The 21,747-nt window shown below is 74.6% G+C and carries 26 protein-coding genes; 6 read left to right on the forward strand and 20 right to left on the reverse strand.

The annotated features are described in order from the left end of the window. Position 1 precedes the first annotated feature (1 nt). A complete protein-coding gene (locus tag BX266_RS03875; protein ID WP_099897523.1) occupies positions 2-673 on the reverse strand; it encodes a DUF899 domain-containing protein in 672 nt (223 codons plus the stop codon). Positions 674-772: 99 nt separating this feature from the next. Between BX266_RS03875 and BX266_RS03880 the strand changes: the two genes are divergently transcribed. Further along, complete coding sequence (locus BX266_RS03880) at positions 773-1,420, forward strand: helix-turn-helix domain-containing protein (RefSeq protein WP_099897524.1); 648 nt, start codon at positions 773-775, stop codon at positions 1,418-1,420. On the opposite strand, the gene BX266_RS03885 is transcribed toward BX266_RS03880, so the two are convergent. Beyond that, a complete protein-coding gene (locus tag BX266_RS03885) occupies positions 1,362-2,654 on the reverse strand; it encodes an NUDIX domain-containing protein (protein ID WP_180290367.1) in 1,293 nt (430 codons plus the stop codon). The genes BX266_RS03880 and BX266_RS03885 overlap by 59 nt on opposite strands. A 268-nt stretch (positions 2,655-2,922) precedes the next feature. Here BX266_RS03885 and BX266_RS03890 point away from each other — a divergent pair, with 268 nt between their 5' ends. After that, a complete protein-coding gene (locus BX266_RS03890; protein WP_099897526.1) occupies positions 2,923-3,399 on the forward strand; it encodes a hypothetical protein in 477 nt (158 codons plus the stop codon). A gap of 131 nt (positions 3,400-3,530) precedes the next feature. Then, a complete protein-coding gene (locus BX266_RS03895) occupies positions 3,531-4,190 on the forward strand; it encodes a YoaK family protein (RefSeq protein WP_099897527.1) in 660 nt (219 codons plus the stop codon). A gap of 7 nt (positions 4,191-4,197) precedes the next feature. On the opposite strand, the gene BX266_RS03900 is transcribed toward BX266_RS03895, so the two are convergent. Continuing rightward, entirely contained in the window at positions 4,198-4,938 is a 741-nt protein-coding gene (locus BX266_RS03900) for a VOC family protein (RefSeq protein WP_099897528.1), read from the reverse strand. An 87-nt stretch (positions 4,939-5,025) separates the two neighbouring features. Beyond that, positions 5,026-5,874: a class I SAM-dependent methyltransferase gene (locus tag BX266_RS03905; protein ID WP_259465043.1), complete on the reverse strand. Its 849-nt coding sequence runs from the start codon at positions 5,872-5,874 to the stop codon at positions 5,026-5,028. Positions 5,875-6,195: 321 nt separating this feature from the next. Here BX266_RS03905 and BX266_RS03910 point away from each other — a divergent pair, with 321 nt between their 5' ends. Further along, positions 6,196-6,480, forward strand: coding sequence for a hypothetical protein (locus BX266_RS03910; RefSeq protein WP_099897529.1), 285 nt, complete (start codon positions 6,196-6,198; stop codon positions 6,478-6,480). 205 nt (positions 6,481-6,685) lie between these two features. After that, positions 6,686-7,327: a carbonic anhydrase gene (locus tag BX266_RS03915; RefSeq protein ID WP_099897530.1), complete on the forward strand. Its 642-nt coding sequence runs from the start codon at positions 6,686-6,688 to the stop codon at positions 7,325-7,327. A gap of 83 nt (positions 7,328-7,410) precedes the next feature. Here BX266_RS03915 and BX266_RS03920 read toward each other — a convergent pair whose 3' ends face one another. The 13 genes from BX266_RS03920 to BX266_RS03980 form a co-directional block, all read right to left on the reverse strand. Next, the gene (locus BX266_RS03920; RefSeq protein ID WP_259464527.1) at positions 7,411-9,942 is read right to left on the reverse strand and encodes a hypothetical protein; all 2,532 of its coding nucleotides are present in this window, start codon (positions 9,940-9,942) and stop codon (positions 7,411-7,413) included. A 209-nt stretch (positions 9,943-10,151) separates the two neighbouring features. Beyond that, positions 10,152-10,325 carry a CsbD family protein gene (locus BX266_RS03925; protein WP_099897531.1) on the reverse strand — a complete coding sequence of 58 codons (174 nt, stop codon included), beginning with the start codon at positions 10,323-10,325 and terminating at the stop codon, positions 10,152-10,154. A gap of 78 nt (positions 10,326-10,403) precedes the next feature. Continuing rightward, positions 10,404-10,667 carry a gas vesicle protein K gene (locus BX266_RS03930; RefSeq protein ID WP_259464528.1) on the reverse strand — a complete coding sequence of 88 codons (264 nt, stop codon included), beginning with the start codon at positions 10,665-10,667 and terminating at the stop codon, positions 10,404-10,406. 35 nt (positions 10,668-10,702) lie between these two features. Continuing rightward, on the reverse strand, positions 10,703-10,939 hold the full coding sequence (locus BX266_RS03935; protein WP_180290368.1) for a gas vesicle protein: 237 nt from the start codon (positions 10,937-10,939) through the stop codon (positions 10,703-10,705). 5 nt (positions 10,940-10,944) lie between these two features. Beyond that, entirely contained in the window at positions 10,945-11,757 is an 813-nt protein-coding gene (locus BX266_RS03940; protein ID WP_099897534.1) for a GvpL/GvpF family gas vesicle protein, read from the reverse strand. After that, entirely contained in the window at positions 11,754-12,203 is a 450-nt protein-coding gene (locus tag BX266_RS03945; RefSeq protein WP_099897535.1) for a gas vesicle protein, read from the reverse strand. Before BX266_RS03945 ends, BX266_RS03940 begins: the two co-directional genes overlap by 4 nt. Continuing rightward, complete coding sequence (gene gvpO / locus BX266_RS03950; protein WP_099897536.1) at positions 12,200-12,682, reverse strand: gas vesicle protein GvpO; 483 nt, start codon at positions 12,680-12,682, stop codon at positions 12,200-12,202. Before gvpO ends, BX266_RS03945 begins: the two co-directional genes overlap by 4 nt. A gap of 3 nt (positions 12,683-12,685) precedes the next feature. Beyond that, entirely contained in the window at positions 12,686-12,937 is a 252-nt protein-coding gene (locus tag BX266_RS03955; protein WP_099897537.1) for a gas vesicle protein GvpG, read from the reverse strand. Continuing rightward, complete coding sequence (locus BX266_RS03960; RefSeq protein WP_099897538.1) at positions 12,928-13,716, reverse strand: GvpL/GvpF family gas vesicle protein; 789 nt, start codon at positions 13,714-13,716, stop codon at positions 12,928-12,930. Before BX266_RS03960 ends, BX266_RS03955 begins: the two co-directional genes overlap by 10 nt. Further along, entirely contained in the window at positions 13,713-14,138 is a 426-nt protein-coding gene (gvpJ, locus tag BX266_RS03965) for a gas vesicle protein GvpJ (protein ID WP_399168964.1), read from the reverse strand. The genes BX266_RS03960 and gvpJ overlap by 4 nt, the downstream gene beginning before the upstream one ends. Positions 14,139-14,143: 5 nt before the next feature. Next, a complete protein-coding gene (locus tag BX266_RS03970; RefSeq protein ID WP_099897540.1) occupies positions 14,144-15,271 on the reverse strand; it encodes an SRPBCC family protein in 1,128 nt (375 codons plus the stop codon). A 6-nt stretch (positions 15,272-15,277) separates the two neighbouring features. Further along, on the reverse strand, positions 15,278-16,039 hold the full coding sequence (locus tag BX266_RS03975; protein WP_147437089.1) for a hypothetical protein: 762 nt from the start codon (positions 16,037-16,039) through the stop codon (positions 15,278-15,280). A gap of 136 nt (positions 16,040-16,175) precedes the next feature. Beyond that, positions 16,176-17,453: an amidohydrolase gene (locus BX266_RS03980; protein ID WP_099897542.1), complete on the reverse strand. Its 1,278-nt coding sequence runs from the start codon at positions 17,451-17,453 to the stop codon at positions 16,176-16,178. Positions 17,454-17,670: 217 nt separating this feature from the next. Between BX266_RS03980 and BX266_RS03985 the strand changes: the two genes are divergently transcribed. Then, positions 17,671-17,844 (forward strand): thiazolylpeptide-type bacteriocin, encoded by a 174-nt coding sequence (locus BX266_RS03985; RefSeq protein ID WP_035858840.1) that lies wholly within the window; start codon positions 17,671-17,673, stop codon positions 17,842-17,844. 138 nt (positions 17,845-17,982) lie between these two features. On the opposite strand, the gene BX266_RS03990 is transcribed toward BX266_RS03985, so the two are convergent. The 3 genes from BX266_RS03990 to BX266_RS04000 form a co-directional block, all read right to left on the reverse strand. Next, entirely contained in the window at positions 17,983-19,905 is a 1,923-nt protein-coding gene (locus BX266_RS03990; RefSeq protein WP_180290369.1) for a TOMM precursor leader peptide-binding protein, read from the reverse strand. A gap of 102 nt (positions 19,906-20,007) precedes the next feature. Then, positions 20,008-20,757 (reverse strand): ABC transporter permease, encoded by a 750-nt coding sequence (locus BX266_RS03995; RefSeq protein ID WP_099897543.1) that lies wholly within the window; start codon positions 20,755-20,757, stop codon positions 20,008-20,010. A 37-nt stretch (positions 20,758-20,794) separates the two neighbouring features. Further along, entirely contained in the window at positions 20,795-21,721 is a 927-nt protein-coding gene (locus BX266_RS04000; protein ID WP_099897544.1) for an ABC transporter ATP-binding protein, read from the reverse strand. Positions 21,722-21,747 lie beyond the last annotated feature (26 nt).

Below are 21,747 nucleotides of genomic sequence, written 5' to 3' on the forward strand. Positions count from 1 at the left end.
GTCAGGTGCGGCCGTTCTGCTCGTGCTCGTACTCGTCGTGCAGCCGCCACCAGTGGTAGGGGGCGCTCTGCGGTCGGCCTTCGGGTGAGTCCTCCCAGGTCTCCTGGCGGCCGAACGGGGTGAGGTCGAGCAGGTTGAAGTCGCCGCGCAGCCGGTCGACGCCGCGGGCGGTGGTGAAGTAGCTGCGGTGGACCCGGTCGCCGTCGCGGAGGAAGACGCTGAGGCCGAACCCGCCGTCGAGGCCGCAGTCGGCGTCGAACCCGCTGCCGAGGGTGGAGTACCAGGGCACGGTCCAGCCCATCCGGGCGCGGACGGCTTCGAGTTCCGCCGTCGGCGCGGGCGAGGTGAGCACCAGGGTGGTGTCGCGGGCCCGCAGATGGGCGAGGTTGCCCAGGTTGTCGGTGAACCCGGCGCAGCCCTTGCAGGGGCGGCCGGCGGTCGGGGCCATGAAGTGGTAGACGATCAGCTGGCTTCGGCCGTCGAAGAGTTCGGGCAGGGTCGCGGCGCCGTCGGGTCCTTCGAAGCGGTACTCCTTCGGGAAGGCGACCATGGGCAGCCGGCGGCGTTCGGCGGCCAGCGCGTCCAGGGCCCGGGTGGCGGCCTTCTCCTTGACGAGCAGGGCGTCCCGGGCGGCCTGCCACTGCTCGGGCGTGACGATCGGGGGCAGAGTCATGGCATCACTCCTCATCTCTTCTCTTTCAAAGCTAGCAGCTACTCCTTAATAAGGAGTACTTCTTCCCGATGCCGAAGCAACCCGGTCTATGCTGGCCGGGTGACCGGGAAACGCAGCTACGAGGACGGGTGCGGCGTCGCGCACGCACTGGAGCTGGTCGGCGAGCGCTGGGCCCTGCTGGTCGTCCGCGACCTGCTGCTGGGCCCCAAGCGCTTCACCGACCTGCAGGCGGGCCTGCCCGCCGCCGGGCCGAACGTGCTGACCCAGCGGCTGCGCGACCTGGAGCGCGCCGGCGTGGTCCGGCGGCGCACCCTGCCCCCGCCGGCCGGCTCCAAGGTCTACGAACTCACCGATTGGGGAGCCGAGTTGGGGCCGCTGGTGGAAGGCCTCGGCCGCTGGGGCTCGCGTTCGCCGGTGATCCCCCGCAGCGGGCCGGTGCGCGCCGACTCGCTGCTGCTCGGCCTGCGCGCCACCTTCGCCGCCGACCCCGCCCCCGACTGGACGGCCGACTACGAGGTGCGGCTCGACCCGGACCGGTTCACCGTCCGGGTCGTCGAGGGCCGCCTGGTCTCCGTCACCCGGGGCCAGCCGCCGGCCCCCGCCGCCGTGCTGGCCGCCGACCCCGCCGCCCTGGACGCGGTGCTCTCCGGCCGCACCACGCCCGAGGCGGCGGTCGCCGACGGCTCGCTCACCATCGACGGTGACGTACCGGCAGCCCTGCGCCTGCTCCACTCGGCGCTCGCCTGACCCCGACGGCGGCCAGCCACCCCTCGGCCGCCGCCACCAGGTCGCCCGTCGCACCGTCCGGCCCGGCGACCGTCCACACCACCTCGCCCGCGAGGGCGACGGGCCGTCCGGGCTCCGGCAGCAGCTCCCGGTACTCGGCCCAGGCGCACGCCACGGGCTCTCCGGCGCCGTCCTCGCGGACGAACGCCGCGGTCCGCGGGTCGTGGGCCAGCCGGTCCGCGAACCGCTCGGCGCACTCCTGCAGCCACCCGGGCAGGACCGTCGCCCCGGCGGCCCGCAGCCCGGCCAGGGCGGCCGCGTCCTCGGGCACCGCCCGCCGCACCCCTGGCACCCGGCCCGGCGCGACCGCGCCGGCTGCCGCCGCGTGACGCAGGATCAGCTCCCGGGTGGACTCCTGCAGCCGCAGCCGCCCGAGTTCCGCCGGCCGGAACCAGCGCACCAGGACGCCCTCGCGCAGGCCGAGCGTGCGCGGGTCGCCCTCCCAGGCGGCGGCGAAGACCTGGACCGGCACCGTCAGCCCGTCCTGGCCGCGGGCGCGTTCGACGGTCAGCGGCAGCACCTGCCCCAGCCGCAGGCCGGGCAGTTCCTCGGCGAGTTCGCGGCGCAGGGTGTCCTCCGCGCTGCGGTCGCCGCCCTCCCGCCCGCCGCCGGGCAGGCCGAACTCGCCGGGCGCCCAGATGTCCGGGAGGTCGTCGCGCAGGTGCAGCAGGTAGCGTCCCGCGCCGTCGTGGATCAGCGCCGACGCGTTCACCGCCTCGGCCGGGCCCGGCGGCTCCGCCTGCAGCCTGGCCCGCAGCGCGGGGTCGGGGAGCGCATCGACCGTCCGCCACTCGCAGCCGGGCGGCAGGGCGACGGCGTCCAGCAGGTGGAACAGGAAGCGCAGCTCGGCCCCCAGCGGGCCCGGGCCGATGACGACCGGGGCGATGTGGACGGGCACGTCGAGGTGGCGGGCCGTCAGGCTGAGCGCCTCGGGCGGCAGCCTGGTCCACGCCCGCAGGGCGCGCAGCGCGGTGGCGACCGGGCCGCGGTCGCCGGGTGCGGGCCGGCCGCCCGGGCAGCGGGCGTCGATCCCGGGCTCCGGGCGCAGCTGCAGGATCCGGCCGTCCCGGTCGGCGACGACGGCGGAGCAGCTCGGCTGACCGCCCAACAGCGGTGCGATGGCCGGGAGTTCGGCGGGGTTGCGGTCCAGGTAGGCGCGGACGGCGGGGTGGACCTCGGGCAGGGTCGACGACACGGGGCGGCTCTTCTCCCATCGGTGCAGCGGTCGGCTGCCGGACCACTCCACGAGGAATGATCCGACGAACTGTCAACTCTGCTGTTCCCACTGGAGGTTGGCGGCTCACCAGCGCAACGATTGTCACTCCATGGAGTGGATCGATCACTACGGGTGCGGGAACGCGGTAAGCGAACGGCCTGGTGGGACTCATCTGTTTCGAACCGGCGCACCGCCGGTCCCACCGCGCCCCCCGACCGGGGGTGCGCCCGCCCGAAGGGGACACGTCATGACGGTCGTTCCGCTCGACCCCGCCTCGCCCGCCTCGCACGCCGTCGGCATCGACTTCGACCAGACGCTGGTCGCGCACGACGACGGCTGGCAGGACGGCCGGATCTACGGCAAGCCGATCCCGGGCGCGATGGAGTCGCTGCACGCGCTGCAGGAGGTCCGGTCGGTGTTCATCATGACCGCCCGCCCGCGCCGCTACCACCCGGCGGTGGCGGGTTGGCTGCGCGAGCACTCCGGCCTGGAGACCCTGGTCGACGAGGACCCGGAGCGCGCGTACTGGCAGGGCGACTGCCTGCTGGTGACCAACAAGAAGCTGGGCGCCGCGGTGTACATCGACGACCGGGCGATCCGCTTCACCGGCGACTGGACCTCGGCCCTCACCGACGCCCGGCACGCGATCGGCCTGCCATCGGCGGCGCGGCCCGCCCGGGCCCCGCAGACCGACTTCGCCCGCCGCTTCCCCGACCGCTGCTGACCCGGCGCCCGCACGCGGGCCGGTCGCGACCCGCCGCCGGGGCGGATCCGGCGGCGGAGCGGATTCCGGCGGCGGGTCCGGCACACTGCTGAGGGGCCGTCAGCCCGGCGGCCGACCGGGGAGGAGCCGCCGTGTCCACGTCCGCCGCCGCGCCGTCGCGGGCCGACCTGCCGGACAGCGACCCGCTGGTGCTGTCGCTGTTCGGGCTGACGGTGGTCAGCGGGATCGTCGACGCGGTCAGCTACCTGGGCCTCGGGCACGTCTTCGCCGCCAACATGACGGGCAACGTGGTCGTGGTCGGCTTCGCGCTCGCCGGCGCGCCCGGGTTCTCCGTCCCCGGGTCGGTCACCGCGCTGGGCGCGTTCCTGCTCGGCGCGGTGCTGGCCGGGCGGTTCGCCGCCGGACGGCTGCGGGCCGCACTGGTCGCCGAGACGGTGCTGCACCTGGCCACCGCCGGCGTGCTGTTCGCGGTGGAGGCGGACGGCGCCGTGCAGTACGCCACGATCGGGCTGCTGGCGCTGGCGATGGGCATCCGCAACGCCACCGTCCGCAGCCTCGGCGTGCCCGACCTGACCACCACCGTGCTGACCATGACACTGACCGGGCTCGCCGCCGACTCCGGCGCGGGCAGCCGCTCCGCGCGCCAGCGGCGGCGGCTGCTCTCCGCCCTGACCATGCTGGCGGGCGTGGTCCCCGGCGCCGTGCTGGTCCTGCACGGCCAGGCCGGCTGGGCGATGGTCGCCGGGGCCGCCCTCACCGCTGCGGCCCTGGTGCTCTGCCACCGCCGCTGACGTCCCGTCAGTGCGGGGCCAGCACGCAGAACTCGTGCCCGTCCGGGTCCGTCAGGCAGGTCCACGGGACCTCGCCCTGGCCGAGGTCGAGATCGGCCGCGCCGAGCCCGCGCAGCCGGGCCACCTCCGCGTCCCGGTCGTCACCCGGGTACGGCAGCAGGTCCAGGTGGACCCGGTCGGGCGCCCTCGGCCCGGCGGGCGTGCGCAGGAACTCCAGGTACGGGCCGGCGCCCCGGGCCGAGCGCAGCGACGCGAACTCCTCGGTCACCTCGTGCACCGTCCAGTCGATGGCCGCGCCCCAGAACCGCGCCATCGCCGGCGGATCCGCGCAGTCCACCACCACCGCGGCGATCGGCCCGGTGTCCCGGTACACCGCCCGCGGTTCCAGCACGCAGAACTCGTTGCCCTCGGGATCGGCCAGCACCGTCCACGGCACCTCGCCCTGCCCGATGTCCACCCGGACCGCCCCGAGCCCCTCCAGGCGTGCCACCCACTCCGCCTGCTGAGCCGCCGAGGTCGTCGCCAGGTCGAGGTGCACCCGGTTCTTCACCGCCGACTTGCCCTCCGGCACCGGCACCACGTCCACCCCCAGGCCCACCCGGTCCGGCCAGACCAGCCCGCCCGGCGGCCCCACGTACGTGGTCGCCCCGGCGTCGTACGCGGCCCAGCCCAGCGCCTGCGCCCAGAACCGCCCCACCGCCGCACGGTCGACAGCCTTGATGTTCACCTGAACCGGTCGCAGCGCCATGCCGGGGAGCTTAGCGCCGGCCCGGCGACCGCCCGGCCCGCAACGCCGGTGCCGGCCGGCTGCGACAATCGCGCACCCGACCGCCCCTCACTCCTCCCCCACCCGCCACACCACGGCCTCCGCACTGGGCACCCGCACCGCGAACCTCCCCTCCGGCGACGCCCCGCGCAGTAGCTCCCGCAACTCGGTCTCGAACTGCTCCCGGCGGTCTCCGAACAGGTGCGGCGCCGAGTACGACATCGAGAAGACGCCCGCCACCAGGTCGTCCTCGTCCCGTTCCAGCACCGCCCCGCCGGGGACGATCAGCCGCTGCGGGCCGTGGAACCCGGCCCGAGCGAAGATCTCCGACTCGCCGCCCGGAGTGCCGTTCGGGAGGACGCCCCGCCCGGCCCGCCGTACCGGGCCGAGGTGGTCGCGGACCAACTGCTCGATCGCGGCCCGCGGTTCCGCCGGGAACGGAAGCCCGTCCTCGGTGCGGATCTCCGCCTTCCAGTCCGCCAGGTGCACCACCGCCCCACCCGGCCGGAGCAGGCCGCGGACGGTCGCCGCCACCCGCTCCCGGTCCATCCAGTGGAACGACTGCGCGAACGTCACCACGTCGAACTTCCCCAGATCGTGCGGGAGTTCTTCGGCGCGCGCGCGTACCCACCGCGCCTTCCGCGCAGTCCCGACCCCGGCCCGCTCCGCCGCCCGCGCCGCCTCGCCGAGCATCCCCTCGTCCGGGTCGACGCCGACCACCTCGCCGAACAGCCCGGCCAAGGCGAGCGCCACCGTTCCGGGGCCGCACCCGAGGTCCAGCAGCCGCCCGGCGCCGTCCAGTTGCAGGGCGTCCGCGAGCGTCGCGGCCAGCCCCGGCGGGTACGGCAGCCGCCCGCGCGAGTAGTACGCGGCCGCGCCCGCGAACAGCGTCTCGTCCCACTGCCAGCCGTCGATCACGCTCGCCCGCCGCCTCTCCACCGGATGTCCGTCGCCGACAACCCTCCCATCCCGCACCAAATCTGACGTTCCCTCACGACTCCGGCGCTCCGGGCGGTGGATTCCGGCCAGCCGCCCGCCACCGAGCGTGGTCGCCGCTGGCGGCGGGCGGGCGCAGCGCCCGGATCCGGCCATGATTCCTACCAACTGGTCCAGACCATTGACGGTCATCCGTGCGCCGACGGAGGATCGCACCCGAGCCGGACGGACACGATCCGCCCGACCCGGAACCCCTCCCGGCCGGCGATGCCCCTGTTTCCCGGATCGACCCAAGGAGTCCTCATGGCCCTCCGCACCGTCGCCAAGGCCGCTTCCGCCCTCGCCCTCGGCGGGGCCCTCGTGCTCGGCCTCTCTGGCGCCGCGTTCGCGGCCACCGGCCCGACCAACCTGTCCGGCAACGGCTGCCCGTCCAGCTACTCGAACCTGGGCGACGGCGGCACCTACATCCAGACCCTGACCAAGCGCTTCGTTGCCGCCAACGGCCTCGCCTACGGCGACTACAGCGTGGTGTTCCGCAACTCGGCGGGCATCAAGTCGACCCTCCCGGCGCGCGAGTACCGCTGCTGACCGGACTTCACCGCCCCGGACCGCACCGGGGACGGCCGGCGGAAGCGATTCCGCCGGCCGTCCGTGATTATCGCCACCAGGTCGCCGATATCCGGACCATTTCGGCCGCGATCATCCGGTTGATCACTCTTTGCGCCCGGTTCGAGCGGGTCCAGTCGGTGGCCCGGGCGAGACCTGGGGGGCCCGATCGACATAGTCTGCGGGCATGACTGACGCCGCACACCTCACTCCCACTGCCGCCTTCGAGATGCTGCTGGCGGGTAACGGCAGGTTCGTCGCCGGTTCCCCCCGCCACCCGAACCAGGACGCGGCCCGCCGCGCACAGACCGCACCGTCCCAGGCGCCGTTCGCGGTGCTGTTCGGCTGCTCCGACTCCCGCCTGGCCGCCGAGATCATCTTCGACCAGGGCCTCGGCGACCTCTTCGTGGTCCGCACCGCCGGGCACGTGCTCGGCCCCGAGGTGCTGGGCAGCATCGAGTACGGCGTGACCGTGCTGGGCACCCCGCTGGTCGTGGTCCTCGGCCACGACTCCTGCGGTGCGGTCGCCGCCACCCGTGAGGCGGTCGCCGCGGGCACCACCGCCGACGGCTTCGTCCGCGACGTCATCGAGCGGGTCACCCCGAGCGTGCTGGCCGCCAACGCGGCCGGCCACACCGACAACGCCGACTTCATCGACGAGCACATACGGCACACCGTCGCCCTGCTGATGGACCGCTCGAACGCCCTCTCCGCCGCCGTCACCGCCGGCAGGGCAGCCGTCGTCGGCCTCTCCTACCGCCTCGTCGACGGCACCGCCCACGTGGTCACCACCCGCGGCCTCGACATCCCCGCCCCCGCCGCGGCCTGAACGCACGTCCGCCCGCCCCGGGCGCACCGCCCTCCGGTCGAACCGGAGGGGGCGCGCCCGGGGCGGGCGGGTGAGTGGGCGGGTCACTCCGGGTCGGGCACCGCCAGGATGCACAGCAGGGAGCAGGCCACCGCCGAGGAGCGGGCGGTGGTGGTGGGGGCCGTGCCGGCGGGCGCGTTCGCGGCGACGAAGCTCGCGGACGCGGTGTTCTTCAGCGGCAGGGCCAGCAGCAGGGAGTCGCAGTAGACGGCGCGGCTGCTGCCGGCCGGCAGGGCGAAGGTGCCGGCGGCTTGCCGGCAGGCGGGCGTGACCGCGTCGTTCACGGTCACCGCGGCGGCGTCGACCGGGCCCGCGTTGCTGACGGTGATCCGCCAGTGCGCGGTGCCGAGCAGGCCCAGCAGCCCGACGGGGCTGGTCTTGGCCCAGGGGCCGGGGCCGCCGGGCTTGCAGTTGAGCGGGTTGGCGGAGCCGCAGATCTCCTTCTCCACGGTGACCTTGGGCTGGCAGCCGGCACCGGGCGCGACGGCGGTGGTGACGGTGTTGGAGGTGAGCGCCCCGGTCGCGTCGGCGCCGGTCGCGGTGTTGGTGACGGCGGTGGTCGCGCAGTCCGCGCTGACGGTGGTGCGGAAGCAGATCTGCGGCGCGTCGCCCCGGTACTCGACGACCAGCGAGGGGTGGTGGTCCGCGGTGAAGTCGGCCGAGGAGGTCAGGACGAGCTGCGCGGTGACGTCGAGCGCCGGGTGGTCGGCGAACGCGACGCCCGACAGGTCGACGGTGCCGTCCGGGGCGAGCCCGGGGGTCGGCACCGGCGTGCCGTCGGGGTCGGTGACCAGGACCTTGGACGCCGCCAGGTCCACGTGGGTCAGGTCGAGGTCGGCGAGCCGCACCCTGGTGTAGCCCTGGATGTGACCGCTCGCGCCGTCGCAGTAGAAGTCGGCGGGCTTCAGCGTCACGGCGGCCCCGCTGTGCACGCAGGGGCTGGCGCCGGTCGCCGGGTCGAGCGAGAACAGCACGCCGGCGTCGCCGAGGCCGATCAGGCAGCGGGTGGTGGCGTCGTAGGCGTAGCCGTAGTCGCGGGTGGCGCCGCCGTTGGCGGACGGGTGGCCGGCCGGCAGCGGGAAGCCCGCGCACGGCGCGTCGGTGGTCCAGTCGTGGCAGACCGTGTGGCCGGCCAGGGTGCCGCCCCAGGCCGGGAAGTAGCTGCGGGTGCCGCTGTCGGTGGTGACGGTCTCGGGGTTGAAGGTCAGCACGTTGCCGGCCAGCGCGCCGAGGGTGGCCGGCGCGGTCCGCGCGGCGCCGTCCAGGCCGTAGCAGGTGGTCAGGACGTTGGCGCCGCCGACGGTGCTGGTGCAGACGCCGTCCGGGTGCCCGGCGGTGTCGTACGCGGTGAAGGCGTCGTACGTGTAGTAGCCGGAGGTCGGCCCGGCCGGGTGCGGGGTGCTCCAGCCGGCGCAGCCGGCCCGGGTGGTGGTGTCGAAGCAGCCCAGGACGGGCGGCCCGGCGGTCGTCGAGCCGCCGGCCTGCGGGGAGGAGGACGCGAAGACCTTGTCCCCGACGGCGGTCAGCGCGCCCAGGTACAGGGCGGTGGGCGTGCTCGGCAGGTCGTGGTTGGGGGCGACGACGGGCGCGTAGGGCTGGCCGGCGCACGGGGTGCGGGTGGCGAGGGTGAGGCACAGCACCTGGCCGGTGGTGGCGACGCCGTACAGGCTGCCACCGGCCTGCACCAGGCCGGCCAGGTTGTTCACGCTGCTCGGCGAGCCGCCGGTGGCGGCCAGCGCGACGAAGCCGCAGTTGGCCTGCGCGTCGAGGTCCAGGCAGCCGACGCCGACGGCGGCGGCGGTGACGGCGGGGTACAGCACCTGGCCGGGGTGGCCGGGGTCCTGCACGTACTGCGGGGTCAGCGGGCTGCCGATGTTGCCGGTGGCGCCGGTGCCGAGCGGGCCGGGCGTGGTGTTCAGCGGCCGCGGCCAGGGACCGCCGGTGCACGGGTGACCGGTCGTCAGGCTGCTGCAGACCGCCTGCGGGGCCGTCGGCGCGGCGTGGTGGAAGATGCTCCAGGACTGGATCTCGCCGGACGCGGTCCGGTGCAGGATCGGCGTGAACCCGTCCCCGCCGGTGGCCTGCGGGGTCGGCTGGACGGGGGCGAGCAGCAGCGGGGACACCTCGGTGCCGACGGCGCGGGCCACCGGGTTCTCGGCGCGGACGGCGGTGGTCGCGGCGCCCTGGTCGGTCGCGGCGAAGGTGCTGCCGTCGGTCGACCAGGACGGCGTCCAGCCCGGAGGCACCTGCAGCGAGCCGGGCACGTAGGTCTGGGCGCTGCCCGCCCCGGCGATCGCGTCGGTGATCACGGCGCTCGCGGCGGCGTCGCCGGAGGTTCCGTTCTGGTAGCGGACGGTCCAGTTGAGGGTGTCGCCGTGTTCGGCGGCCGCGGCCCCGGGGTGGGTGGCGTTCTGCACGCTCTTCACCAGGCCGGAGCCGGTGTCGGCGGCCGGGCCGGCGGCGGCGCCGGGGGCGATGCCGCCCAGGCCGAGCAGCAGGAGGGCGGTGGTGAGGGCGGCGGCCGTGGCGGCGCGCAGCGGGCGGATCGGAATGGACGGACGCGGGCTTCGCAGCACTGGTTCTCCACCTCTGATCGAGCGGGAGCGAGCTGACGGATCGTCAGCTCGGGCCGTCGATCAGGTTAAGGCGGCGTAAAGTTCGCGTCGGACCGATTTTTCGTATTGGTCGCATCATGACCGAATATGACTGCGTGGCGTTACGGCACGGATCGGCCCGCCCCCGGCCCGTTCGGCCGGGGGCGGGCCGCCCGCAGGGTCTCGCCGGATCAGTGCTTGAAGGCGTCCTTGGCCTTCTGACCGGCCTGCATCGAGTCGCCCTTGACCTGTTCGGCCTTGCCCTTGAGCGTGAGGCTCTCGTTGCCGGTCGCCTTGCCGGTGGCCTCCTTGGCCTTGCCCTTGGCGGTCTCCGCAGCGTGCTTCATCTTCTTGCCGGCGCCCATGGTGTCCTCCTGTCCGGGCCGATTGTTACGCGGCGACGTATGCCCGTAAAAGGCGGCTTCATTCAGAAAAGTCCTGGCTCAGTCGGCGGACAGCAGCGGGCCCAGCGGGCCCAGGTCCAGATTGAGGTCCTCCGCCTCCAGGCCGAACCGGTCCCGGAGCTCCGCCATCCGCTCCTCCAACGCCATCAGCGTCAGCCCGAGCTGCTCCACCTGCTCCTCGCTCAGATCACCCTGGTCGATCCGGCGGATCGCCTGGCGTTCCATCAGCTGCCTGAGCAGCTCGACCACCGCCAGGACCAGGGTCGCCAGATCACGGCCGACCGACTCCGGATCCAGCTCCACCCGCCGCCTCCCGGACGGGCCCGCGCCGCTGCCGGTCACGGCTCTTCCCGCCCCTCGGCGTCCGGCCCGGGCTCCCGGACCGGATCCTCCACCGCCGACCGGACCGAGGCGATCAGCGCCCGGAGGCTGATCCGGACCAGGTCGACGTCGGCGATCGACAGGGTGATCTCGCCCGCGACCACCACGCCGCCGGCCAGCACCCGGTCGAGCAGGTCGACCAGGGCGATCCGCCGCTGCTGGAGGGCGTCCGAGGACGTCGGGGTCAGGGACACCGCGCTCACCCCGGCCCGACCGCGGCGGGCAGGTCGACGAACGAGTACGGCGGCCACGGCCCGGTGAGTTCCACTCGCAGCAGCGGTCGGTGCGCGCTGCCGAGCTCGGCGACCAGCCGGCCGAACGCCGCCTCCCGCCCGCGGTCCACCAGGTAGGCGCCGTTGAGCACCATCGGGTCGCGCACCCCGGCCGCCTCCGGCGACTGCGGCGGATGCTCGGCGCTCTCCCCCGCCGCGGCCGCCAGCGCCCCGTGGATCCGGCGGGCCCGCTCCGCCGCCTCCTCCAGCGCCCGGGCCCCGCTGTCCCGGGCCGCCCGCCGACGCAGCAGGTACGCGGTGCCCGGCCGGTCCTCCGGGCCCCCGCCGGCCGTGCGCGCGTCCGCGTCCGGCTCCGGTTCCGCCGCGCGGGCGTCCAGGTACGCCTTGACGCCCCACTCGGTGCGGTCGGCGATCCGCGCCAGTGCGGCCAGGAACGCGGGGGCGTGCGCGGCCAGCAGGGCCCTGACCCGGTCGTCGTCGCGGTACACGGTGGCGAAACGCAGCGGAAGACCCCGACCGGCGGCGCAGACCTCCTCCACCACCCGGTGGTGCGCGCGGACCGCGTCCTCCAGCCAGCGCGGGTCCCGCAGCCGGCGCTCCAGCGCCTCCGCGTCGAAGTCCGCGCTCGGCACCGAACCCACCACCGCGCCCAGCGCGCCCGCCGCCACCAGCCGCGGCGGCTCGCCGGCCACCCCACCCGGACCGGCCGCCGGAGTCGCACCGGCGCCGGCGGGGACGACCGCGTACAGCCAGCTGTACCAGCCGGGGGCCTCGGTCATGACGTACCTCGGCGCCGGGCCCGGGACGGCCGTGCCCGGCGCTCGGACGCCTCCGCCTCCGCGTCGCCGTCGACACCGGCACTGCCCGGCTCGTCGCCGTCGCCCGCGGCCGCGTCCTCGCTGCGGGCCGCCTCCAGTGCGCCGAGGCGTTCGCGCAGGCGGCGGTTCTCCAGGGCCAGGTCGCGGCCCGAGGACAGCCAGGAGTCGTGCTCCCACCAGTCGATGCCCATCTCCCGGGCCCGGTCCACGGAGGCGATCAGCAGCCGGATCCGGATCGTGAGCAGCTCGATGTCCAGCAGGTTGATGCGGATGTCGCCGGCGATCACGATGCCCTTGTCCAGTACGCGTTCCAGCAGGTCGGCGAGGTTGGCGGGCTGCGGCGGGGCGGTGGTGCCGGGGTACGCCGGGGCCGCGCCGGCGCCGCGCCACGGGGTCGGCGCGGTCATGACTGGTCCTCCTGCCCGGCCCGGCCGCGGTAGTAGCGGCTCGCACGGCGGAAGGAGAGCAGCTCGCCGTCGCCGTCCAGCTCCACCGTGCACTCGGCCAGGATGTCGGTGGAGTCGGGGACGCGGCGGCTCTCCAGCACCTCCACGCCGACCCGCCAGCCGTCCTCGGTCCGCTCCAACGAGGTCACACCCTCCGGCGACCGCCCGGTCATCGTCCGGACGTGGGCGGCGGCCCGGCTCGCAGCCTCGGGAGCACCGATCCGCGCGGCGCCCCGGCGCGGGCCGCGCGCCGTGGACGGGCTGTCGTCGTCCGCCCCGCCGCGGGGCTGCGCCTCCTCCTCGGCCGCCCGGCGGCGGCGTGGCGGCTCAGCAGGCTCCTCCTCTGCCGTCCGGCGACGACGGGGTTCCTCCCCGGCCGTGGGGCGGCGAGCACGAGGCTCGTCCCCGGTCGTGCGGCGGCGGGCTCGGGGCTCGGACACGGTTCACACCTCCCTGCCCTCGGGTGGCGGGGCGCCTGGCAGGAGTCGCCGCACCAGTTCCTCCTCCTGGCGGGCCGCGTCCTCCTCGCTGATCGTGCCGGCCTCCCGGGCGACCTGAATCTCCGTCAGCCGGCGGCGGATCACGGCCGGGTCGTTGAGCTCCCGCCAGGCCTGCTCGTACAGGCGTTCCGCCACCCAGGTGACCCCGCGGACGGGGGCCAGCGGCAGGGTGAGCAAGCCGGTGATCAGTCCCATGACCCGCGCCCCTGTGCGTCGACCAGCTGGGAGGCGAAGTCGTACGGGGCCAGCGGGCCGAGCAGCCGCAGGTCGATCCGCCCGTCCCAGGCGGCGCCGAGTCGTCCGGCGGCCTGCTCGAACTCGTCCCAGCGGTCGGCGGCCACCAGGAAGGAGACGCCGACCGGTTGGTCGGCCGCCACCTCCGTGCCGGCCGTCGCCACGGCCAGCGGTCCGAGGTCCGCCACCAGCTGGTCGGCGTCGGCACGGGCGCGGGCCAGGAGTTCGTCGGCGACGAGTTCGCCCAGTCTGATCTGCTGGTGACGGGAGGCGTCCTCGGGCAGCGCGGCGACCTGCTCGCGCAGCTCGGCGATGTCCGGCCGCTGCTCGACAATCTCCCGCAGCAGCCGGTCCTGCCGGTGGACGGCGCGGACGGTGAACTGCGCCAGGCCGGCGAGGTCCTCCAGTGCTGCCTGGAACCGCTGCTCCTGCGGGGCGAGCAGGTCGTCGGCGACGGCCGCCGGGTCGCGGACCACCGCGCCGAACCGGAACGGCAGGACGGGCGTGTGCCCGGCCGCCAGGGCGTCCAGCACCCGGGCGTGGCCGAGCAGGTCACCGGGGGTGCCGAGCGGCCGGGCCGGGTCGATGTCGCTGACCACCGCCGCGACCCCCCGGTGCCGTACCAGGGTCACCGGTGAGGGCGGGTCGCCGACTCCGGCGACGTTCTCCGGTTCGCGGGTGGAGGCGGGGACGACCCCGTAGACGTAGCAGGCGAACTCCTGCGCGTCAGCGGCACTCATCGGTCGTGCTCCTTCCGGGCTGCCCGCGGCCGCCGACGGGGCCGCTCCTCCGGCTGCTCGTCCTCCTCCTCGCCGTCGTCACCACCGATCAGGTCGGACACCTTGTCCTTCACGCCTTCGAGCGCGCCGCGCGTCTTGTGCCGGGCGCCGCCCTCGTTCAGGTCCTGCATCAACTCCGGCAGGCCTTCGCTCTTGTCCTGGGTGAGATCGAGCCGGTTCACCGCCTCGGCGAAGCGCAGGTAGGTGTCGACGCTCGCCACCACGATGCGCGCGTCGATCGTCAGCAGTTCGATGCCGACCAGCGAGACTCGCACGTAGATGTCGATGACCAGGCCCTTGTCCAGGATCAGGTCGATCACGTCCACCAGACCGCTGGAGGAGGGTCGGTCCATGTAACGCCCGGCGCGTGGGGCCACTGTCACCGGTCTCACCTCTTCCGCGCGGGCGTGCGGCGGGAGCCGCGCTCGGCGGGCTCCTCCTCGTCGCTCGCGGGCTCGTCGTCGTACGCGTCGTCGGCGTCGTCCTCGTCCTCGTCCTCGTACGCGTCGTCGTCGTACTCCTCGTCGTCCTCCGGCTCGTCCTCCGCGTACTCGTCGTCCCCGGTGTCCTCGTCCGACTCCTCGTCCTCGTCCGGCTCCTCGTCCTCGTAGTCGCCCTCCTCGTCGTCCGGCTGCTCCTGGTCCTCGCCGTCCTCCGGTTCCTGCTCCTGCTGCTCCTCTTCGAGGGCGTCCTCGTGGGACCGGACCACCTCGCCGTCGCGGATCTCCCCGCGCCAGCCCTCGACGCTGTCGGGGTCGAGGACCGTCCGGGTCATCACGTGGCGCCGGAAGTGCTTCAACTCCAGTCGGACGCGCCGTCCTTGGGCCCGCCACAGATTGCCGGTCCGCTCGAACAGGCCCTGCGGGTGGTACTCGATCACGAGCAGGATCCGGGTCAGGTTGGGCGCGAGCTCGTGGAACGTCACCGTGCCGTCCGCGGAGCCCTTCTCGCCCTTGGACCGCCACGCGATCAGCTCGTCCGGGACCTGTTCGACGATGGTCGACTCCCAGGTGCGGTGCGAGAGGAAGATGCCGGCCTTCCAGGTCAGCTTCTGGTCCTCGGACTGGTCGACGTTCTCCAGCTTCTTGGTGTACTTCGGGAAGTCCTGGAACTGGGTCCACTGGTTGTAGGCGACCCGGACCGGGACTCCGACGTCGATCTGCTCCACGATGTTGGTGACCTTGGTGTCCTTGCCGCCGCCCTTGCCGCCCTTGCCGCTGCCTCCGCCCCGGCTGAACGCGCCGGTGACGGCCTGCTTGACGCCGGACGCGCCCGCCCCCAGTACGGCTTTGGCGATGGACGTCTTGCCTCCACCGCCGCCGTCACCACTGCCCCCGTCGGCCACGAACCCGACCAACCGCTCCGTGACCGCGCCGACCTTGTCGCTCGCCAGCTCGACCGCGTGGTCGCCCAGGGCCGACATCAGCTCGCGGGCCTGCTCCATCAGCCGCTCGGTCGGCAGCGCCTCCAGGACGCCGCCCTGCCCGGACCGGCCGTCCTCGGAACTCCTGGCCATGGCCGATCATCCCTTCTTCCGGCTCGACGTTCGGGTGCCGGTGCTCTTCCGGGCCGACGCCGTTCCGGTCGACTTCCGCGCGGAGGACGAGGACGCGGTCTTCTTCGCGGGGGTCCGCTTCGCCGGTGCCTTCTTCGCGGGAGCCTTGCTCGCGGTCTTCTTCGCGGGCGACGAGGAGGCCGACCGGGAACCACGGGATGCGGTACTGCTCTTGGCCGGCGATGCGCGTTTCGCCGTGGTGCCGGATCGGCTCGACCCGCTGCTGCGGGAGGCACGGCGGCGCGGCGGCTCCTCCTCCGGCTCCTCCGGCTCCTCGGGCTCCTCGGGCTCCTCGTCCTCCTCCTCGTCCTCGCCGGCGGCTTCGGTGTCCTCGGTCTGCTCCGGCTCGCCGTCCTCCTCCTCGTACTCCTCCTCCGGCTCCTCGGCCTGCGAGTCCTGCGAGTCGTCCTCGCCCGAGTCCTCGCCGGAGTCCTCGTCGCGCGAGCTTCCGTCGCGCAGCGCGTCGGTGCGTTCCTGGAGGCGGTCGGTGAAGGCGCTCATCCGGTTGCTCGCGACCGCGACGGCCGCGTCCTTGCCGGCCTCGGTCAGGTTGCCCTTCACCTCGTCCGCCAAGCGGCGCAGTTGCGGTGACGACTCCATGAGCTGTCCGAGCAGAACGCCGGGATTGGCGCTGAGTTTCTTTCCTGCAGCCATGCCTGCCAGAGCCATTGCCCATCGCGCCTTGTGCCAGCGCCCGAGAAAGTAGCCCGCGACCACGGCGGCAGCCAACTTCGAGTTCTTCATGAGATGTCCTCGAAAAGGCGTGGGACCGGTTCTGGCGGCCGGCCCGCTATGACAGTCATCCCGCCTACCCGGCTTCGTGGTCGCCACACGCGGCTCACCCCACTGACTTGGGCTGCGGGCATCAGCTCCGGGCGAGGCAGCCGGTGGCGGCGGCGGTGAGGGCGGCGATGCCGGTGCGCAGGGTGGTGCCGACGTTCGGGCGGAACTCGGGTGAGTGGTTGGCGGGGAGCGCGGCGAGTTTCCCGGCCGCTCCGGTGCCGGGCGCGGCGGCCCACTGTTCGGGGCCGACCGTGCCGAGCATCCAGTACGCGGTGCGGATGCCGGGCACGCCGTGCAGGTCGGCGCCGGCCGGGCCGAACAGCGGGAAGTCCTCGGTGGCGAGGGCCGGCGGCCAGTCCGCGACCCGGGCCGCCCCGAACAGCCGTTGATGGACCGTGCGCAGCTGCTCGGCGAGCTCGGGGTCGGGCAGGTTGACGCCGGAGCGGGAGAGTTCCTCGATCTCGGGCTCGCGGGGGCAGCCCGAGGCGGCGGCCTCGCCGCCGACGATCCGCCGCACGGCTGCCGCGGCCCGGTCCAGGGACGCCTCGGCGAAGCCGCGGACGGTGACCGTGAGGGTGGCCCGGTCGGGGACGACGTTGCCCGGGCCGGCGGCCTCCAGGGAGCCGACCGTGACCACCAGCTGCTCGGCGGGGGAAGTCTCCTGGGCGACGATCGACTGCAGTCGCAGCACCACCGCGGCGGCCGCCACCACCGGGTCGACCGCCAGGTGGGGCGCCCCGGCGTGCCCGCCCCGCCCGTGGATCACCACGCGCAGGGTGCGGCTGCCGGCCGTCACCGGGCCCCGCCCGTGGGCGACCATCCCGGCCGGCAGCGGCGCGGCGTGCTGGGCGAGGACCACCGACGGCGGGTCGAAGCGCCGGTAGAGGCCGTCGGCGAGCATGGCCCGCGCGCCCGACAGGGTCTCCTCGGCGGGCTGCCCGACCACCAGCACCGTGCCGCGCCAGGCCGCCCTGGTAGCGGCCAGCGCGGCGGCGGCCCCGGCGGCGCATGCCAGGTGGACGTCGTGGCCGCAGGCGTGCATCACCGGGACCTGCCGCCCGTCGGCGGTGACGCCCGTGGCGGTGCTGGCGTACGGCAGGCCGGTGCGCTCGGCCACCGGGAGCGCGTCCAGTTCGGCGCGGAGCATCACCACCGGTCCGGGGCCGTTGGGCAGGACGGCGGCGACGCCGTGGCCGCCGATGCCCCGGGTGACCCGGTAGCCGGCGTCGGCGAGCGGTGCGGCGAACCGGGCCGCGGTGCGCTCCTCCGCGCCGGACAGTTCGGGGTGGCGGTGCAGGTCGAGGTAGAGCTCGGCGGCCCGGGCGAGCTCCGCGGGGGTCGGCACGGCGGGGGCGGTCATCGGGCGGGCTCCTTCGGCGGCGCGTCGGGTCTTCGGCGACGCGGTGCGGGTCGGGTGGTCAGTGGGTTGTCAGTGCGGTGCGCCCCGTGCCGCCAGCGGCAGTCGATAGAACTGTCGTGTGAGCGAGGGGAGTTCTTTCGAACCCCACCCGCTCCGCCTGCCGCCGGTCCGGCCGTCGTGGCCGGGTCGCCCGTCCCGCACCGAAAGGAGAAGTGCCATGGCCGACACTTCGCTCGCGTCGCTCGCCGAGGAGATCCTGAACCTCGAGTCCGAGACCTTCGAGATCAGCGACTACTCGGACACCAGCGAGGTCATGCTGGGCTCGTCCACCAGCTGCTCGAGCACCAGCACCTGCTCCAGCACGACCAGCACCACCAGCTGCACCGCCTGATCCGGCGACCGCTCGACCGGTGGCCCCCCGTCCTCGCGGACGGGGGGCCACCGGTCGTTCCCGAACGTGCCCGGCGGTGCTCCGGTGCGGCGAGCGGCCGGCGGCGGCTTGAGTGAACGGCCGCCGGCCGCACGGCGGTTACGGGAACGGGTGCGGGACGCGGCGGATCTCGTCCTCGGCCAGATCGGTGGCCCGCAGGCCGCCGCGGCGCAGCGCGGTGCGCAGCCGGGGCAGTTCTAGGGCGCGTTGGCGGGTCCAGCCGAAGTCGATGGGCAGCAGGCCGGGCACCAGGGTGGCGACGGTGTGCAGGCCGAGCCGGCGCTGCTCGGGGGTGGTCTGGTCGACGACGATGACGTCGTGCCCGGCACCGGTCAACCGGTCGCGGCAGTACAGCAGTTCGTCGAGCAGGTCGGTGCCGCGCGGGCACTGCTCGGCCCAGTCGGCGTAGAGCTCGGCGACGGGGCGGGCGGGTGCGGCGGGCTCCAGGTAGCTGCGGGCGTGGCGGGCCATCTGCGGCAGACCGAACAGGGCGGCGTGATCGGGGAGTCGGCGGACCAGGTCGAAGTCCTCGGCCATCGCGGCGAGTTCGGCGGGCCGTTCGCGCACCTGGCCGGGCAGGTGCGGGATGTAGGTGAGGATCTCGGAGACCGCGGATTCGACGGTCTCCTCGGGGTCGAACCCGGCGGCGGCGGCGAAGGCGAGCGTGCCGGCGCCCCCGTCGCGGCGCACGGCGAGAGCGGTGACCACGGGGACGGCGAGGTCGATCCGGTTGTCGTAGGCGTGCACGTCGTAGCCGAGCAGCCGGGCCCGGTCGAGCATGGCGCGCAGGGCGGGTGCGGTGCTGGCGGACAGGTCGATCTCGGGCAGCGGGGCGTTGCCGTACCAGCCGAGCAGGAAGGCGTCCCGCTCGATCAGTTCGAGCAGGCCGAACAGGATCGCCTCTTCGAGGCAGCTGCCGATGGCGCAGCCGTTGGAGCATTCGAAGACGAAGTTGTCGGCGGCGACGCCGGCGCTGTAGTGGACGAGCCGGGCGGGGACCAGGATCGGCGCCTGGTCGCGCAGGGACCAGCCCTGCACCCAGGGGATGGGCCGGTCCGGGTCGAACGGGCCGAGCATCGGGTCCTCGGCGTAGGTGCGGGGCGCGTACGTTCCGCACGCGCGCGGGTCGAGGGCGGCGGCGCCGAGGTGGTGGTAGGAGTCGGTCAACAGCGGTGCGGGGCTTCGGCGGTGGGTTCCGGCGTAGCGTTCCAGGCCTTCCAGGAAGGCGAGCGAGCGGCTGGCCCGGAAGGAGTTGGCCTGGCCGCTCCAGGTGACGTCGCTGAGTCCGGCGTAGCCGCGCATGAAGACCGTGCCGGCGACCGGCGCGGTGGTCGGTGACACGACGTCGGACCAGGTGCCGGCGCCGAGCACCCCGCAGACCGGGTTGGCGAGCGCGGCCTCGGGCAGCCGGTAGGAGTCCGCGGCGCGCAGGCGGCGCCGGTCGGGGGCGGGCTTGGGCCGCGACACCAGGGGCAGGACGGCGCGGCCGGCCGGCTCCTCGGGGTGCTCGGCGGCGCAGGACGGGCAGAGCGGTTCGGCGAGCAGCGGGACGGTCTGCACCCGCAGGGTCTCCAGATCCAGCCGGGAGACCCGGGGCAGCCCGTCCTGGTGCCCGGCGGCGTCGGCGGTGAGCCGGTGCAGGGCCCAGACCGCGTCGACGGCGTGGTCGGGCAGCGGCGGCAGGCCGGGGCCGGCCAGGGTGGCGGCGTCGCCGGTCTCCAGGGCGTCGCGTTCGGTGCGGCTGCGCAGCCGCTGCCAGCGCATGGCCAGGCAGGTTCCGCAGGTCGGCGGGGTGTCCGGGCCGCCGCCCCAGGGGCCGATCAGGACGGTCTGGGCGGTGAGGTGGACGGTGGCCCGGGCCCGCCGGCGGGCGGCGTCGGCGGGCTCCGGCCGCAGCAGGTCGGTGCCGCCGAGGACGGCCACCAGGGGCGCGGGGATGGAGTCGGCGGCGGCGCGTTCGGCGAGTTGACGCTCCATCCGGTCCCTGGCGGCCTCGAAGGCGGCGGTGGCGGGGCTGGTCATCTGGTGCCTCCGGGAGGGTCCCGGCTCACGGCGACCGGGGACGGTTCGGGATGCCCGCCGCTCGACGGGCCTGACGGGGCGTCACACTGCTTGGTCTGCTGGTCAGTTGCGGTTGCTCCAGCGGAACGTCCGGGCGGCGATCAGGGCGAGGACGACGGTGAAGCCGGCCAGTGCGGCGCAGTCCAGGAACGGGAGCAGGTCTCCGCCGCGGCCGCCGACGGCGTCGGTGACGCCCTCGTCGAAGTAGCGCAGCGGCAGCGCCCGGGACAGGCCCTGCAGCCAGCCCGGCATCAGGTCGATCGGGTAGAACGCGCCGGACAGGAAGGCCATCGGCACCATCACGCAGTTGGCGATCGCGGCCACCGCCTCGGAGGTGTTGGCGAGGGTGCCGACCACCAGGCCGAGGGCGGCGAACGCGGTGATCCCGAACAGCAGCACGGGCAGGGCGAGCGGCCAGGAGCCGGACAGGTGCAGGCCGAAGGCGGCCACGGCGACCACGGTGAACAGCAGCGCCTGCACCACTCCGGTGCCGAGCGCCACGGCGTAGCGTGCGCCGAGCACGGTGGGCAGCGGGGTGGGGGTGCGCCAGATCAGTCGCAGCAGGTCGTCGCGGCGCCAGTGCATCAGGGTGAAGGCGACGCCGAACAGGGCGGCGTTGCCGATGCCCCAGGAGAGCACGCCGGGGGCGATGTAGTTGATGTACGACAGGCCGCCGTCGACGGACTGTCCTTGGAACAGCGCCCCGAAGACGATCAGGAAGAGCAGCGGGAACGCGAAGGTGAAGATCACCGAGGTGCGGTCGCGCAGGTAGGCCAGGTAGCTGGCCCTGGTCACGGCGGTGTAGGCGTTCACGGTCGGCGCTCCGTTGCGGTGGGTCCGGGGTGGCCGTTCACGAGCGGGTCCCGGACGCGGTGAGTTCGAGGTAGGCGTCCTCGAGAGTGGCCGTGCGGGTGGTGATCTCCTCCAGGTCGACCAGGTCGGCGAGGGCCAGCAGCACCTGGTTGGCGGACCGGGTGGAGATCACCAGCTCGGCGCCTTCGACGGTCACCTGGTCGACGCCGGCCAGCCGGAGGGCGTCCTCGGCGGCCAGCCGGTAGGCGGGGACGCGGAGCCGGGTCGGGGCGGCGAGCGACTTGATCAGGTGGCGGGGGGTGTCCACGGCGAGCACGGCGCCCCGGGCGAGGATCGCCACCCGGTCGCACAGCGCCTCGGCCTCGTCCAGGTGGTGGGTGGTGTAGACGATGGTCCGCCCGTCGCCCTTGAGGGCGCGCAGCACCTCCCAGAGCGAGCGCCGGGCCGCCGGGTCGAGGGCCGCGGTCGGCTCGTCCAGGAAGATCAGTTCCGGTTCGTGGATGAGCGCGGTGGCCAGCGCCAGGCGCTGGCGCTGCCCGCCGGAGAGCTGGTCGACCCGGCGGCCGGCCTGGTCGCCGAGGTCGACCAGGTCGAGGGCGCGCCCGGCGGCGGCCACGTCCAGGCGGTAGAGCGCGGCGACGGTGCGCAGGTGCTCCGCGGCGGTCAGCCGGGTGAAGAACGCCGAGCTCTGGGTCTGGATGCCGAGGCGGCGCAGCAGCGCGGTGTTGCGCGGCCAGGGGCTCTCGCCGAGCACCGCGACGGTGCCCGCGTCCGGTGTCCGCAGGCCTTCCACGATCTCCACCAGGGTGGTCTTGCCCGCGCCGTTGGGGCCGAGGATGCCGAAGAACTCGCCCCGCTCCACGGTCAGTGACACTCCGTCGAGTGCCTGCACGTCGCCGTAGCGCTTGCGCACGCCGTCCAGTGCCACCGCCGCCGTGTCCGGGCGGCCGTCACCTGTGCTCATCACTGCTCTCCGTCCCTGCCCGACCT

The sequence above is a fragment of the Streptomyces sp. TLI_171 genome, assembly GCF_003610255.1.
Lineage (GTDB): Bacteria > Actinomycetota > Actinomycetes > Streptomycetales > Streptomycetaceae > Kitasatospora.

Coding starts and splice junctions, on each gene's coding strand:
- BX266_RS04000 (WP_099897544.1), bottom strand. CDS start 21,721: ATGAGCACAGGTGACGGCCGCCCGGACACGGCGGCGGTGGCACTGGAC.
- BX266_RS03955 (WP_099897537.1), bottom strand. CDS start 12,937: ATGGGACTGATCACCGGCTTGCTCACCCTGCCGCTGGCCCCCGTCCGC.
- BX266_RS03970 (WP_099897540.1), bottom strand. CDS start 15,271: ATGGCCAGGAGTTCCGAGGACGGCCGGTCCGGGCAGGGCGGCGTCCTG.
- BX266_RS03910 (WP_099897529.1), top strand. CDS start 6,196: ATGGCCCTCCGCACCGTCGCCAAGGCCGCTTCCGCCCTCGCCCTCGGC.
- BX266_RS03875 (WP_099897523.1), bottom strand. CDS start 673: ATGACTCTGCCCCCGATCGTCACGCCCGAGCAGTGGCAGGCCGCCCGG.
- BX266_RS03940 (WP_099897534.1), bottom strand. CDS start 11,757: ATGACCGAGGCCCCCGGCTGGTACAGCTGGCTGTACGCGGTCGTCCCC.
- BX266_RS03990 (WP_180290369.1), bottom strand. CDS start 19,905: ATGACCAGCCCCGCCACCGCCGCCTTCGAGGCCGCCAGGGACCGGATG.
- BX266_RS03915 (WP_099897530.1), top strand. CDS start 6,686: ATGACTGACGCCGCACACCTCACTCCCACTGCCGCCTTCGAGATGCTG.
- BX266_RS03925 (WP_099897531.1), bottom strand. CDS start 10,325: ATGGGCGCCGGCAAGAAGATGAAGCACGCTGCGGAGACCGCCAAGGGC.
- BX266_RS03980 (WP_099897542.1), bottom strand. CDS start 17,453: ATGACCGCCCCCGCCGTGCCGACCCCCGCGGAGCTCGCCCGGGCCGCC.
- BX266_RS03985 (WP_035858840.1), top strand. CDS start 17,671: ATGGCCGACACTTCGCTCGCGTCGCTCGCCGAGGAGATCCTGAACCTC.
- BX266_RS03900 (WP_099897528.1), bottom strand. CDS start 4,938: ATGGCGCTGCGACCGGTTCAGGTGAACATCAAGGCTGTCGACCGTGCG.
- BX266_RS03945 (WP_099897535.1), bottom strand. CDS start 12,203: ATGACCGCGCCGACCCCGTGGCGCGGCGCCGGCGCGGCCCCGGCGTAC.
- BX266_RS03960 (WP_099897538.1), bottom strand. CDS start 13,716: ATGAGTGCCGCTGACGCGCAGGAGTTCGCCTGCTACGTCTACGGGGTC.
- BX266_RS03890 (WP_099897526.1), top strand. CDS start 2,923: ATGACGGTCGTTCCGCTCGACCCCGCCTCGCCCGCCTCGCACGCCGTC.